Source organism: Methylomusa anaerophila, from assembly GCF_003966895.1.
GTDB lineage: Bacteria > Bacillota > Negativicutes > Sporomusales > Sporomusaceae > Methylomusa > Methylomusa anaerophila.
The window spans coordinates 3470706-3483830 of the sequence record NZ_AP018449.1; the positions used below are offsets into that span (position 1 = coordinate 3470706).

At 46.5% G+C, this 13125-nt stretch carries 20 protein-coding genes; 13 read left to right on the forward strand and 7 right to left on the reverse strand.

Translation table 11 applies throughout. The annotated features are described in order from the left end of the window. Positions 1–126: 126 nt before the first annotated feature. Positions 127–672, reverse strand: a complete 546-nt coding sequence (locus MAMMFC1_RS15780; RefSeq protein WP_126309395.1) for a flavodoxin family protein — start codon at positions 670–672, stop codon at positions 127–129. A gap of 119 nt (positions 673–791) precedes the next feature. On the opposite strand from MAMMFC1_RS15780, the gene MAMMFC1_RS15785 reads away from it, so the two are divergent. Together MAMMFC1_RS15785 and MAMMFC1_RS15790 are read left to right on the forward strand one after the other, a co-directional pair. Next, positions 792–1133, forward strand: a complete 342-nt coding sequence (locus tag MAMMFC1_RS15785; protein WP_126309397.1) for a winged helix-turn-helix transcriptional regulator — start codon at positions 792–794, stop codon at positions 1131–1133. 321 nt (positions 1134–1454) lie between these two features. Continuing rightward, the gene (locus MAMMFC1_RS15790; RefSeq protein WP_126309399.1) at positions 1455–1661 is read left to right on the forward strand and encodes a hypothetical protein; all 207 of its coding nucleotides are present in this window, start codon (positions 1455–1457) and stop codon (positions 1659–1661) included. Between the two features lie 316 nt (positions 1662–1977). Here MAMMFC1_RS15790 and MAMMFC1_RS15795 read toward each other — a convergent pair whose 3' ends face one another. The 3 genes from MAMMFC1_RS15795 to MAMMFC1_RS15800 all read right to left on the reverse strand — a co-directional run bounded on the left by MAMMFC1_RS15795 (position 1978) and on the right by MAMMFC1_RS15800 (position 3318). Beyond that, positions 1978–2208, reverse strand: a complete 231-nt coding sequence (locus tag MAMMFC1_RS15795; RefSeq protein WP_126309401.1) for a hypothetical protein — start codon at positions 2206–2208, stop codon at positions 1978–1980. Between the two features lie 213 nt (positions 2209–2421). Next, positions 2422–2547 carry a hypothetical protein gene (locus MAMMFC1_RS22730; protein WP_269471843.1) on the reverse strand — a complete coding sequence of 42 codons (126 nt, stop codon included), beginning with the start codon at positions 2545–2547 and terminating at the stop codon, positions 2422–2424. A gap of 12 nt (positions 2548–2559) precedes the next feature. After that, on the reverse strand, positions 2560–3318 hold the full coding sequence (locus MAMMFC1_RS15800; RefSeq protein ID WP_126309403.1) for a MobA/MobL family protein: 759 nt from the start codon (positions 3316–3318) through the stop codon (positions 2560–2562). 257 nt (positions 3319–3575) lie between these two features. Here MAMMFC1_RS15800 and MAMMFC1_RS15805 point away from each other — a divergent pair, with 257 nt between their 5' ends. Genes MAMMFC1_RS15805 through MAMMFC1_RS21580 form a run of 3 tightly spaced genes read left to right on the forward strand, consistent with a single transcriptional unit; the run spans position 3576 to position 4403 of the window. Then, positions 3576–3863, forward strand: a complete 288-nt coding sequence (locus MAMMFC1_RS15805; RefSeq protein ID WP_126309405.1) for a hypothetical protein — start codon at positions 3576–3578, stop codon at positions 3861–3863. Continuing rightward, positions 3863–4213: a hypothetical protein gene (locus tag MAMMFC1_RS15810; protein ID WP_126309407.1), complete on the forward strand. Its 351-nt coding sequence runs from the start codon at positions 3863–3865 to the stop codon at positions 4211–4213. Before MAMMFC1_RS15805 ends, MAMMFC1_RS15810 begins: the two co-directional genes overlap by 1 nt. Positions 4214–4244: 31 nt before the next feature. Then, positions 4245–4403, forward strand: a complete 159-nt coding sequence (locus MAMMFC1_RS21580) for a hypothetical protein (protein WP_158618793.1) — start codon at positions 4245–4247, stop codon at positions 4401–4403. Positions 4404–4733: 330 nt separating this feature from the next. Here the strand turns inward: MAMMFC1_RS21580 and MAMMFC1_RS15815 are convergent, their stop codons facing one another. Next, positions 4734–5459 carry a type III PLP-dependent enzyme domain-containing protein gene (locus MAMMFC1_RS15815; protein WP_126309409.1) on the reverse strand — a complete coding sequence of 242 codons (726 nt, stop codon included), beginning with the start codon at positions 5457–5459 and terminating at the stop codon, positions 4734–4736. A gap of 109 nt (positions 5460–5568) precedes the next feature. Then, positions 5569–6132, reverse strand: a complete 564-nt coding sequence (locus tag MAMMFC1_RS15820; protein ID WP_126309411.1) for a TetR/AcrR family transcriptional regulator — start codon at positions 6130–6132, stop codon at positions 5569–5571. Positions 6133–6391: 259 nt separating this feature from the next. Here MAMMFC1_RS15820 and MAMMFC1_RS15825 point away from each other — a divergent pair, with 259 nt between their 5' ends. From MAMMFC1_RS15825 to MAMMFC1_RS15855, 6 genes are all read left to right on the forward strand, one after another. Next, on the forward strand, positions 6392–6958 hold the full coding sequence (locus MAMMFC1_RS15825; RefSeq protein WP_126309413.1) for a flavin reductase family protein: 567 nt from the start codon (positions 6392–6394) through the stop codon (positions 6956–6958). A gap of 65 nt (positions 6959–7023) precedes the next feature. Next, positions 7024–7155 carry an SDR family NAD(P)-dependent oxidoreductase gene (locus tag MAMMFC1_RS15830; protein WP_197723839.1) on the forward strand — a complete coding sequence of 44 codons (132 nt, stop codon included), beginning with the start codon at positions 7024–7026 and terminating at the stop codon, positions 7153–7155. An 87-nt stretch (positions 7156–7242) separates the two neighbouring features. Further along, positions 7243–7452, forward strand: a complete 210-nt coding sequence (locus MAMMFC1_RS15835) for an SDR family NAD(P)-dependent oxidoreductase (RefSeq protein WP_126309415.1) — start codon at positions 7243–7245, stop codon at positions 7450–7452. Between the two features lie 324 nt (positions 7453–7776). Beyond that, positions 7777–8601 (forward strand): nitroreductase family protein, encoded by an 825-nt coding sequence (locus MAMMFC1_RS15845; RefSeq protein WP_126309417.1) that lies wholly within the window; start codon positions 7777–7779, stop codon positions 8599–8601. A 78-nt stretch (positions 8602–8679) separates the two neighbouring features. Then, on the forward strand, positions 8680–9327 hold the full coding sequence (locus MAMMFC1_RS15850) for a flavodoxin family protein (RefSeq protein WP_126309419.1): 648 nt from the start codon (positions 8680–8682) through the stop codon (positions 9325–9327). A gap of 212 nt (positions 9328–9539) precedes the next feature. Continuing rightward, on the forward strand, positions 9540–10034 hold the full coding sequence (locus MAMMFC1_RS15855; RefSeq protein ID WP_126309421.1) for an oxidoreductase: 495 nt from the start codon (positions 9540–9542) through the stop codon (positions 10032–10034). 322 nt (positions 10035–10356) lie between these two features. Here MAMMFC1_RS15855 and MAMMFC1_RS15860 read toward each other — a convergent pair whose 3' ends face one another. Then, complete coding sequence (locus MAMMFC1_RS15860) at positions 10357–10713, reverse strand: nuclear transport factor 2 family protein (RefSeq protein ID WP_126309423.1); 357 nt, start codon at positions 10711–10713, stop codon at positions 10357–10359. Positions 10714–11100: 387 nt separating this feature from the next. Here MAMMFC1_RS15860 and MAMMFC1_RS15865 point away from each other — a divergent pair, with 387 nt between their 5' ends. Together MAMMFC1_RS15865 and MAMMFC1_RS15870 are read left to right on the forward strand one after the other, a co-directional pair. After that, positions 11101–12009, forward strand: a complete 909-nt coding sequence (locus MAMMFC1_RS15865) for a helix-turn-helix transcriptional regulator (RefSeq protein ID WP_126309425.1) — start codon at positions 11101–11103, stop codon at positions 12007–12009. A 66-nt stretch (positions 12010–12075) separates the two neighbouring features. Continuing rightward, positions 12076–12897 carry a nitroreductase family protein gene (locus tag MAMMFC1_RS15870; protein ID WP_126309427.1) on the forward strand — a complete coding sequence of 274 codons (822 nt, stop codon included), beginning with the start codon at positions 12076–12078 and terminating at the stop codon, positions 12895–12897. Positions 12898–13125 lie beyond the last annotated feature (228 nt).

Here is a 13125-nt window from a genome sequence, read left to right on the forward strand (position 1 = left end):
AAAAGTTCTGTGATGAAAATCTAGCAGTGACAAATATCCGGCGTTTTGAAACGTAATATGGAGTCAAACCTTGACTAAGAATCAAAAGGGTCACAGGATAAGTCTGTTGAATCAAAAAACAGCTCTTTAAAATTCTCTGCCAAGTTGTTCGGCTTTTGCAAGTGCGTCGGTATACAGGATATCGCCTTTTGCCGAAACCTTAGATACGATTAGAAAGCCTTTATCCTGCCATTGCTGATAGCTGGCTATATGCTGATAAGATGCAATTAGGCCGCTAAATTCTTCTTCCTTTTCAGTTGCCCCGCAGGCGAGCAGCATACATTCCTTAATCTGCAAAGGCCGCTCGCCCGCAATAAACGATTCCAGTTTGTCGATAGCGGCTTTTAGCTGGGCGGTAAACGTAAACCAATACAAGGGCGTTACAAAAACGAGCGCTTCTGCTTTTTGCAACAAAGGTGCGAGAGAATTAAAATCATCGTCAAAAGAGCAGGCTGTTCCCTTTTTAAAGCAGGTGCCGCAGGCTCTACACCCCATTATTTTTTTTCGGCCTGCATCAAAACGCTCGACGCTGTGTAAGGATTGCTCTGCGCCTTTTATAAAAGCACCCGCTAATAAATCGCTGTTGCCGCCTTCGCGGGGGCTGCCCGTTAATACCAGAAGTTTTTTGCTCATGGTAATTCTCCTTTCGGCTTCGCTTTATTTATTGACTACTGATATAAGTCTAATATACAATAAGGCGAAAAAGAAGTACGCACGTTGGCGTTATATACTAACCGACGGGAGAGTGTGAAATGGGAATTGAAAGCTGTAGTCCGACCGGCGTTGCTATTAAAGATACCGGTTTTGGTTATACCTTATCTGTCATCGGTGGAAAATATAAAATGACTATCCTGTATTGGCTTGTGGAATACAAAGAGGTAATGCGATTTAATGAACTTAAAAAATGTATCGGTACTATATCATTTAAAACCTTGAACACTACGCTGAAAGAATTAGAGGCTGATCAGTTGATTATACGAAAAGAGTATCCGCAAGTTCCGCCCAAAGTGGAGTATCGTTTATCCGAGCGGGGCAAGTCTCTTATTCCCGTGCTGAATATGATGTGTGAATGGGGAAATGTCAATCGGATTTAGTAACATTAGTTTGTCATGGCCCCCGGCAATTCCAGGTCGGCAAAACCGGAGCCTGCGCCATATGCCAGACCGTTGCTGGCCATGGTAAAAAAAGACCACCACTGTATGGTGGTGGCAGTCGCAGACCAGGTAAGTGGTTGCTGCTGGAGGACTGTTTTATAGGATACAACTGACTAACGAGGGTCGGCCATGCCGGTCGGAAACCGAGGTTTTCCCTTCGATTTGTCGTCCCTCAATCAGTTTTTACTACAACAACCGTAGAACAACGTGGCGAAAAAGTTCTGTGGTGGTCTCTGACGAAAATCCAGCATTCATAGCATTTTGAAAACGAAAAATGGCGCTCAAATTTGTATAGGGCAAAGAAGTAGCAAAAAAAGTGCTGTGAACCGTCATGGCGGTGATGCAACGGTAGTGCATTTGCCTGAAATTGGCATTCATGGCAATACCCACTTTCCGTTCTCAGACTTGAACAATGTTGAAATCGCCGATGAGCTTTCCAAATTTCTTAAAGAGAAGGGATTGGATTAAAATTTGGCCCCTTTATAAACAGTGATATGAAATAGATTAAAAAGCATTTTGCCTTTTAGTCGATTTACAGTGAAACCAAATCCGCTTTTAGGCTGAATGCATGAGAGTGGGTTTGGTAACTATTTTTTGTTTTGCTTCATTATAAGAAAGAGCCTTCCTAAATTGGTTGTGTGACCCTGGCGCTTTCACACATTTTTTATGAAGGAGGCCATTTTATGATTGAAATTCCACAAGACTCTTTTCGGCTATATTCTCGGGACGTGTGAGGCGCATTCAAATGGCAAAAGTTGTATTATCTGCGATAAAAACCTGATCTTCAATTTTCTTGGCGATGCGATACCCATAATTTAGACAAGATGGTCAGTGCTGATTCGCAGTAGGTAATTTGTTGGGATAAAGTTTTATTTTCCTGCTTTTGTAAGCTGACAAGATAGTCTTGTTCTTCACTGTATTTTTCGCGGAGTGCTTCAAGGGTATTAGATAAAGATTGCCTATCGCGATGTATCTCTTTAATGGTTTGAAAAAGCTCCTTTTCCTGTTGGCCCATTTCCGAAAAATGTTCGGCAGCCAGGCATTCGCCGAAATGCCGGATGCTTTGGTAGGCGAGGTCCGTTACTTTTTGCGCAGCGGTGAGATCAGGGGAAGGAGAAGGGAGGCTTCAGCCGATGTGTTTTGTAGTTGACCATCCGCCTGTTCGGTTAGCCTTTTTGATTTTCGTTCCTTTTTATAATTTTGTAATTTTTGCAGACGGTCGGCCGCTTCAATTAACTAACTTGCGGAGAACACGGCGTTCTTTCATGGCAACCACCAATGGATGATCAGGGGTATTTGCAATCGTTGGGCCGATGTGTTTTTCCGGTTCCAGGGAAAAGAGCCTCTCCGTCAAGACATCCCCCTGTTAGACGGCTTCCTCCCTGCGGGCACGATTGGAGCGGTGGTCGACGCGAACGGTGTGCCCGTATTTTTCTAACGCCGCATTTGTTAGATTGGCGAAATCTTCGCGCAGATACAATAGATGGTTTCGGCCTTCTACTTGCTTATTCCAGACGGAAGCAACGGCACAGCCGCCTTCGCGGCGCTGGTCTATGATACTTCCGTCTTTACGCGTATAGAGGCGGCGCGCTTTTTGAAAAAAACAGCGTGGCTGGCGTTCGCTTTCTTTTTCCAAGGCATCCAATTTGCGCGGTGAAAACATGAGATGACAGTGCAAGTTTTCCTCGCCCTCGCCCATGGCGGCCAGTTTGTTGTGAATAGCATAGGAGTAATAGTAGTCTGTCCCCAAATGTTTGTCGATAAATTCCTGAGCGAGGGCAAGATTTTGTTCCAGCGTCAGTTCGCTTTGCAGAGCGAATTCAATTTCCTTATAGGTGTGGACGGAAGTTTCATAAGCGTCTGCTGCCCGAAAGAAAGCTTTCGGGGAATTGTTTGCCCAGGCCGGCAGATGGTGTCCGCCGCAAATAAAACCTTCCTTTTGGCTGTAGTTTTCCTGCCGAGCAATATAGTCAAGGTGATCTGCAGCCGCGACATGACCGGCACGCTTTTGATCAAGGTTTGCATACTTTCCCTCGCGGTGATTGTATTCGGCGTGATCGCTGGCCAGGATGATGCGGCCGCCCGGTGTCTTGTTGTCTTTGATCGTAAAGTGATAAAGCGCCATGCTCTGCGTACCTCCCTGAGAGAAAATTGGCCAACTGCAGGTTCAGCGCCGCCGCAGGCAAGCGGCAGATGGGCTCGGCGCGACTTGACGAAATCGTCAAGTCATAAGTGCGCCTGTCTCTGTTTCGATCTGCTGTTTCAGTTTCAGTGTAACATGGCTGCGAAAAAATCATGTTGCACGCTGCTGTAGGAGTTGCGCACACCGTCTATTCTAGGGTTTACGGGCTTCGTATAATGAAAAAAAGGCGGTGGAAAGACATGGATAGGCTAGCGGCAATCGAGAAAAAAATTGAACAGAGGAAGCTTGCTTTAAAGCAGTTGGATAAGGCCAGGCGGTCGTTGGTGCATAAATATCACGCCCATATTTTCTGTGATGCATTGCAACAGGCCGGCTGGCAGAGTAAAGAGGAATGGAGCGGGGAGGAGTTTTCCTTATTGGTTGGATTTCTGTACGCCTTGAAATGCCGTGCTATTTCTGAAACCGATCGCCGCCTTTATCTGCACTTTGCCGCAGGCAAAGTAGCAAAGAAAGAAGGGGAAGATTGATGACAACGGCAAAACCAAAAACGATTGTCGAGATGGAGGAGCGGCTTGACATCCTCTACCGGCGCAGGCAGAAAGCCGAGCAACGGCTTAAGAAGTCAACTGCGGAAATGAAAACCCTGCAAAGGAAAATCAGGGATTTAGAAGAGGCAAAGTTTACCCGTGAGTGCAAAGACTTTGGCTTGGGTTTGGCAAAGGAAAATCTTTCCGTTTCACAGGTGGATGTGGAAAAGGTCGCTCAGCTGGTTGCGACAAATCCCGGGGGATATGCCCGATTGTCAGATTCCGCGGTGCTGGAAAATTCGCTGCACCAGGAGGATCAACCGAGCCCGGACGGGAGGGAATCTGAATGAGAGTTTGGATTGCCGAAAAACCGAGTGTTGGATGCGAACTGGCGAAATATTTGGGAAAGGGGCGCAAAAGAACGGCTATATTGAAATTGCCGGGACAGACGAGGTGGTGACCTGGCTGTTTGGACATATTTTGCAGCAGAAGACGCCACATATAGAGACGATAACGAGGATACAAAGAGCGGATACGTAAAAATCCTTAGATTTAGGCACTTTGTGAAGCATGTGGCATTCACGGACAATGGGGAAAAACACTGTAATAAAGAGCTAAAAAAGTATGTCAATGTTTCGATAGTGATTGATCTAGTATGTGGGAACACAAAAGAATGAGATAGAGAAAGGTGATTAAATCCCGCAAAAAAAAGGGACAAGCATGACGAAACCCGAAAGTCTCATAGCGACTTTCGGGTTCTTCTCTATGTATATGCAATCTAATGATACTTTCATAAATCCTCGCTAGATCCATTCTTTACTTTATCAGCCGCAAAGCCTAGAGTTGCTAAAGGATTCATAGTTCGATAATTTACAGAAAATCTTCGGCAACAAGTCCAGCGGCATTTAGATAGATTTCCCGGGGGCGGGAATGTCCGGCAAAATCGGCTGGGCTCAGGGAATAGCCATAAGCGCCGGCATTACTCCAGTCAAGCGGTTGCTCGGTTGGGGAATACGGGACGCCGAAGCCGCCGCCGAAGTCTATCAGTGACAGATTCCAGCTCAGTTGCTCCTGGCAAAAGGCGGCGATTGCAAAAAAACGTTTAAAATACTGATATATTGCGTCATCACCCAGGACCTGGCTGCGCAGAAAGACGTGAATAACGGTGATTTCGATAAATTCCAGCGTGTCGATAAAATGCTTGTTAGGCAACAGGCTTTCTTCGTCCACCCCGAATTTACTGGCGGCGCCCGCGGTGATTGCCGGCGAGGCCCCCATGCCGATGTGGAAGGCGGGATTGATCCGCAGGCTGACGGCGATCCTTTCGTTCCGTTTTTGGCTGATCAAATTAATTATAGCCAGTTCGTTATATGAGTCGGCTACGAGCATGGCTTTTCCGAGCGTATGTTCAATGTCGGCCGGAGTTTTTCCCGGCGAAGAATACAGGATGTTCCGGCAAGCGAAGCCGGCGTCGACCGCTTTGCGCACCTCTCCGGCCGAAGCGGCGTCCGCGCCCAGGCCTGCCCGGCTCATGAAGCGGCAGATTGGCGGGTGGGGGTTGGTCTTGAGCGAATAGAAAATCTCAAAATCCGGCAGAGCTTCTTGGAGCGTCCCACCTGTTTCGCGATAACCGCTTCCTCACACACATACAGGGGAAACCCGTTGCCCGCAATCAGTTTTTCGAGAGTTTTCAGGTGTGCCATTCTTACAGCTCCTTTATGTTGGCTCTCTGGATAAATCCGTTCTTTACCTTGTCAGCCAGGACGGAAATGGTTCGCTGATTGATTTCGGCAAAATCATGCTGCTCCAGGACACTGATAATGCCGCTGATGACAAAGGTAACCGTACAGCGGGATATTCCATTGTCCTGATTGCCGGGATCAACCCTTTGCACGATATTCTCGATGAGAAGGTGCTTCATTTTGCAGGCACTGGAGGCGAGGCTCGGCGATTTGAGAAAGGGCATATAAAGGTCCCTGTTCTCTTCAAATATGTTCATAATGTTTTTCAATATACCGGAAAAATTGTCGATTATCCCGTTGAAATCGTAGGGGGCAAAAACGTTGCTGACCTCAGCGAGGATGGTATCCCGCAAACAGTCGGCGCAATCATAGATATCTTTATAATGCAGATAAAAGGTGCTCTTGTTGATGTCGGCTGTTTCGCACAACCTCTTTACCGTGATATCTTCCATGTTCATTTCCGCTAACAGCTTGGGAAAAGCGGCCTGGATGGCGGCTTGTGTTTTTTTAATGCGCCGGTCGGTCATTTTTGTTCTCCTTATTAGACGAAATCATCGAATTGGTTGAGTAATCGACTATGGCCTCAATATTGCTGGTTGAATGAACCGGATATCGCAAATATAATAGACTAAAGTCTATATTTGAATTATAGTCTATTAACTTGGCTGTGTAAAGCATATCTCAACCATGAAGGGAGGATAGCATATGAAAGATGTATTTTCAAATGCTATTACGGCAAGAGTTAGATCCCAATACCATAAAATTTAGGAAAATGGAGTGAATCAAATGAACAAAAAAATGTTGAATCACTTAAATATTTCGCCATTGCCGGAGCCGACTGTACTGGTAACCGTAAAAACAGAAGCTAAGGAGCCCAATATTATTACCATAGCCTGGACCGGCGTTTTCAGCCATAGCCCCGCTGTAGTCTACATTGCGGTCAATCCGGCGAGATATTCCCATTCGCTGTTAGAAGAATCGAAGGAGTATGTCATCAATGTCCCTTCCGAGAATTTAGCCAAGATCGTCGATTACTGCGGCATCGTATCCGGGAAAAACGTAAACAAATTTGCCGAAACCGGCCTGACTGCGCTACCGGCAACCGTGGTAAAGGCTCCCTTGATAAAGGAATGCGCCGTCAATATCGAATGTCGGGTAAAAGATGTTCTGAATTACGGCAGCCATGACCTATTTGTCGGCGAAATTGTCGCCGTGCATTATGACGAGGAAGCGATTAAAGCCGACGGCAATCCTGATCTGGAGAAAATAAGGCCTTATGGTTACAGCCTGGGAGAATATCGGGCTATGGGGGAGAAGTTGGGAGTGGCGGGCTACAGTAAACGGGGCGGGTGAGAACCGAGCAAAACAGCGAATGGCTCAATATTGACCGTTTATTTTAGCGGGGAGGAGCTGATAACATGAAACTGGGGCTAGGTCAAAAAGTTGTGGTCGTTACAGGAGCCAGTTCCGGCATAGGCTTGGAAGCGGCGCTCGGTTTTCGAGAAGAAGGCAGCCGGGTCGTGGGGGCCAGTGGCATGTCGATACCCTGAAGCAACTGAACTATGGCGATCGGTTACAACCGGTAGCGGTTGATCTGAGCCAACCACAGGGACCGGCACAACTCATCGCGGAAACGGTTGGCCACCTTCGGCACGATCGATGTTTTGGCCAACAATATGGCAATCGCACCGTACCGGGAAGGCGGATTCCTTCAGATGAAAGATCAAGACTGGGAAGAGATTTTTCAGGTCAATTTGATGAGTATGGTTCGCGCCAGCCGGGCTGCGCTACCACACATGGTCAAACAAAAAGGCGGTTTTCTAAATCCTGTATTAAACTATCCATAAATTCCATCTCGTTCTTGATCAGTATCAGCGGGTGCCAGTACAATGCCTGCAAATTGACCGGTATCCGTTGTTTCTTCAGATCTTCGAATTTTTGATTGATACCGCCCGCGATTTCCGTCTATAATCCATTTCCACTTACCGCCGACTACAGATAACGTATATATTATTGACTTGCCGCATTCGTTCATTGAGCAATTTGCCATGACACTATCCTTTTGTATAGTATCTACCTATAAAGTGCATACTTTTCTTTTAGACTAAATGATATACAATTAAAAGAAAAATATCAAGGGCAAAGCTGAAACTAGGGAGGAGAAAGACAATATGGAATTGATACAGGTTGACCGGGAAAAATGTACTCAGTGTGGCCGTTGCACCCAAGTCTGTCCGTTGGGTGTTATCGGTATGGACGGACATGGGCCGAAGGTTATAAGGCAACTCTGTATTGCCTGCGGTCACTGTGTGGCTGTTTGTCCCTCGGATGCCCTGGACAATGTAAATACACCATTAGCCAATCAAATACCATTGGAAAAAGCGCCGGTTTTAGACGCAGACACCGCGGCTCTTTTTCTGCGCAGCCGACGTTCCGTTCGGGCGTATCAAAAGACGGTCGTTCCTCGGGAAAAGATTCGGCAGCTTCTGGATATCGCCAGGCTTGCGCCTACTGCTGGCAATTCGCAAGGAGTTGCATATCATGTCATCGATAACCAGAACACACTGCGTAGCATTACCGCCGTTATCGTTGGCTGGGCAGAAGAGGCATTGCAATCTCCGCCTTGGGCCGGATCACCCTTTGAGGCGTCCCTTGCCGCGCAAGTGGCCAGCTACCGTCAAACCGGTCGGGATGTTGTTTTGCGTGATGCTCCTTGTCTGGTGGTGGCCATAGCTGACAAAAACTTTTTGCCCACCGGCCGGGACAATACTCACTTTTCACTAGCTTATGCGGAACTTTACGCGCCATCCATCGGTCTAGGAACCTGCTGGGCCGGATTTTTCGAAGCCTGTGCCGCCGCCGGTTATCAACCACTTCTTAACCTTTTGAACCTGCCGGAAAACATGAGTATAACCGGTGGCATCATGGTGGGTTATCCGCAATTTACCCATAAAAGGCTGGTAGACCGAAATCCCCTGCAAATAACCTGGCAATAGTTCGTACAGACAGTATGCTTAAGATCGAAAAAATTGATAATGAGGCAATAAAATAATTTAGCAGTGAGGAGAGCGAAAATGAAAGTATTAGCATTCAACGGAAGTCCGCGGAAGACCTGGAATACCGCCACACTACTCAATAAAGCTTTGGAAGGAGCTGCATCACAGGGGGCTGAGACGGAACTGATTCATCTTTATGATCTCAACTACAAAGGATGTATCAGTTGTTTCGCCTGCAAAACCAAAGACGGAAAGAGCTATGGCCGGTGTCCAATACCGGATGATCTGGCGCCGGTCTTTAAAAAAGTGGAGGAAGCGGATGCTATCATCCTGGGTTCACCCATTTATCTTGGCAGAGTAACAGGCGAGATGGCGTCATTCATGGACCGGCTAGCGTTTCAATATTTGATGTATTCCGATCAGCCCCAATCGCTTTTTCCCAAGAGAATTAGCACAGGGTTTATTTATACGATGAATGTCACTGAGGAACAGATGCAAGAATTTGGCTTTGCAAACCATCTTGTTTTTAACGAAAATATATTGCGACGTGTGTTTGGAAACTCGGAAACTCTCAACAGTTTTGATACTTATCAGTTTGAGGATTATTCAAAGGTGGTTGCGCCGAGGTTTGATCCTGTGAAAAAAGCAAAGAGGCGAGAAGCGGTATTCCCTGAAGATTGCCAAAAAGCCTTTGACATGGGCGTGAGATTTGCCCAAAAAGTATAGGGAAAGGCGGAAGCATTTGAAAACCTTGTTTGATGAAACTAGTACTCTGCGTCACTTAAATCATTAGATAAGGTTGCAAGGATTTTTTTGTCCTGCGAGGCGGAGGAGCCGCGCATATCGGACATATGTAAGGAGACGACAACGAAGCAGGACGAAAAAAAGACTGCAAGATTATCCATGTATTTAGGTGACGCAGAGTACTAGAATCAAGCATGAAGCTGAAAAACCGATTCATACGTTCGGTAACATGGGAAGGTATGGCGGACAGCTCAGGCGGCCTGACGGACAGATTAATTAAGGTATATGAAACACTGGCCCAAGGCGGCGTTGGCTTAATTATTACCGGCGGTACTTATTTAGCGAAGAATTCGACTACATTGCCAGGAATGGCGGGCCTTTACGAAGATTCAGCGATTCAGGACTATAGAAAATTTACCGATATGGTTCATGCACACGGCTGCCCTATTGTTTTACAACTTGCGTATGCTGGCCGGGACGGCGAAATGTGGAATCCGTCTTCTCCTTCGAAAAATGATATAAAATCAGTTGTAAAAGTGTTCGGAGAGGGCGCCATCAGGGCAAAACGGGCGGGGTTCGATGGGGTGCAAATACATGCGGCCCATGGGTATTTTTTGAGTCAGTTTCTTAGTCGGCAAAGCAATACACGCCAAGGCTTCAAGGGGCGCATGGGTTCCGAAGCGTTTTAAAAGGCCCAGAAGGAAGAACAGCCGGTTGTCTATCGGCTATTCCTTTAGCAACGCTAATAAATAAGGAAATGTTACTTTCCATCTGCCATTGGTGGCATATTTTCTAAGGTACCATCTTACCTGGCTCTATCACGCGACCTTGGTGCCATGTACGTAAAGGTAACATTTTGGGGAGAAATCATACAAATACAAGCATGAAGTGCCCGCTGTCGATAAACAGCGGGCACTTTTCATACTCATTTATCGGGCTATCCGGCGTATTCATGCTGGGTGCTTCTCCAAAAGACATTAGGAACAAGGAATACTTTTGACGGGGTGTCCACTAAACCTTGATATTTTCTTCACCTGGGATGATCTCAATATTTGTAATCAAATTATCGGCGACAGTGAAGAAGTAATAGAAAATTTGCGGGCTGCTCGGGAAATTCCCACTGGCGATGGAAGTTACAATGGTTATCCCATATTTTTCTTCCACGGCAGTGACTTCAGATTTTAGCTTGAACTCATCATTGCTCCCGCCGCGCCATTTCTTTATGGCTTCAAGTCCATTGATATGATTGTTTTCCCCTACGTCATGGACATGGGCATCTTTGGTGAGGCACTTTTCCAAAACGCTGCTATCATTGGAATTGATCGAATCCAGGTAAATCGAGATGGGGCCTGAAAGTTTCGTATTCATGTTTTTCTCCTTTCTTGGGGCAAAATTCCGTAGTTGTTCTGTGGTGCAAGTACCTATAGCTTTACGATACCCCCTTTGAGTGGTATTAGTGTCTCCTAATAACTCAATTGTATCAGGCCAATATGACAACTATGTGTCATATTTATCTGATATAATTAAAATAAAAGTTGGCCATGAACAGGCCATGGTCAGCGCAGTGGTTTAGCGGCTATTGGCAGTAGGCTGCAAGTAGAATTTGTGCTGTATTTGGGGATTATAGAATCTGTCTGATAAAGCTGCTCCCGCTTCCAATTGTGCAGAGTGGTGGTACTTTATAAAAGTCATTGCCAGTAGGGCGTGAAGTTCGTAAGGAATTGAAATAGTATAAGCGTTATTGGGGTGATGGAAATGAAAATGGGTCGGTTGTTTGAAATAACAACAATCCTCATTAACAAAGGGAATGTTACCGCTCAGGAACTTGCTGACCGCTTTAGCGTATCGACGCGGACAATTTACAGGGATATTGATTTGCTTTCTTCCGCCGGTGTGCCTGTATATATGAACAAAGGCCATGGCGGGGGGATTTACCTGCTCGAAGATTATACACTAAGCAAGGCGCTTATCTCGGACAAAGAAAGCGAAAATTTACTTCTGGCGGTCAAAACCCTTCAGGCGACGCAGTATCCCGAGATGAATGCCATTCTGGAAAAGATGGGTGCCCTGTTTAAGAAGCTTCCTAGCCATGACTGGGTGGAAGTGGATTTTTCTCCATGGGGGAGTTCGCCAAACGAACAAAATAAATTTAATGATATCAAGCGGGCCATGCTGAACCGCAATGTGATCCGGTTTGATTATGTGAACGGGGAAGGCCGCAAGAGCAACCGTCTGGCGGAACCGGAAAAACTGATATTTAAAAATAACGCCTGGTATCTGATGGCCTTTTGCCGTCAGCGTCAAGAACACCGGACATTCCGTATTTCGCGACTAAAAAAATTGGCATTGGTTGGGGAAACCTTTGAAAGAAAAGCGCTGCCAGGACCGGAACCGGAAAAAAGGAACCCCCAGCAGCCCTTGATTGATTTGAAGCTTCGCTGCAAGGCGCAGGCGCTAAGCCGGCTTTATGATTATTTTGATGAAACATTTCTCATTCCGAACGCTGACGGCAGTTTTTCGTTAGAAGCATCGCTGCCCGAAGGCGAATGGCTTTACAGCTATATTTTATCTTTTGGCAACTTGGTGGAAGTAGTAGCCCCAGTGCATATACGAAATATCATCATACAGCGAATACAGGAAACATTAAAAATTTATCGACCATGATTAATATGACAGGCTGTTGTCTTATTATCTTCTGTATAATCAAGAAAAAACAGGAGGCGCGAAAAAATGAATTTAATCAAGGTTGATCAGGATAAATGTACGCGGTGTGGCCTTTGTGTTGCGGTTTGTCGGGGAGTTCTCGGCCTGGGGAATAGTGGACCAGAAGTGATTCGTCCCCTCTGTATCGGCTGCGGTCAGTGCGTGGCGGTTTGTCCGCAGTCTGCCCTCGATAATTTAAAGTCCCCGCGTAGTAGACAAATGGTACCCCAAACACCGGTCTTTGATGCCGAAACAGCAGCCTTGTTTTTACGGTCCCGCCGCTCTATCCGGGACTACCAGCCAGAGGCTGTACCGCGGGAAAAGGTTTTGCAACTGCTCGATATTGCCCGTATGGCTCCAACTGCCTGCAATTCTCAGGGCGTTGCCTATCATGTTGTAGGTAACGCCGATACGTTGCGGGCGGTTGCCGCTGTCATTATTAAGTGGACGGAAGACGAGCTGAACAAGAATTCGGCAATGGCAGCCTCGCCGTGGGCGCCGAATTCGGTTGCTCAGCTTGAAATCCATCGCCAGACAGGGGAAGATATAGCGCTAAGGTCAGCTCCGTGCTTGATAGTAGCCATAGCAGAGAAAAATTCTCCGGCTCCTGTCAGGGATAATACCTATATCGCGTTTTCCTACTTGCAGCTATTTGCGACGACAATTGGTTTGGGGACGTGCTGGGCTGGATTGTTCGAGTATTGCGCCGCTTCCGGCTATGAGCCGCTTCTCCATCTGTTGGACTTGCCGGCAGGTATGCAGGTCATCAGTGGCATGATGGTAGGCTATCCAAAGTATACCTATAAACGGGTGGTAGAGAGAAACCCTTTGCGCGTTACCTGGAAATAGTTTGAGCGGTTATTGCATCGAAATGGAGGATACTTTTAGCACATGACATGCAATGGAACCAGTTGCGAAGCCGTAGTATCATTGAGTTCTAGATTCTTGTAAACAGTTTTTTAACACGTCATTGGTGCCATGTTCATGTAGATCATTAATGTTTAAGCGAGCGTGGAGGACAGTATGATGAAACGAACAGTGTGTTACTATATGATAAAATGAAGGCTTAGCGTTATT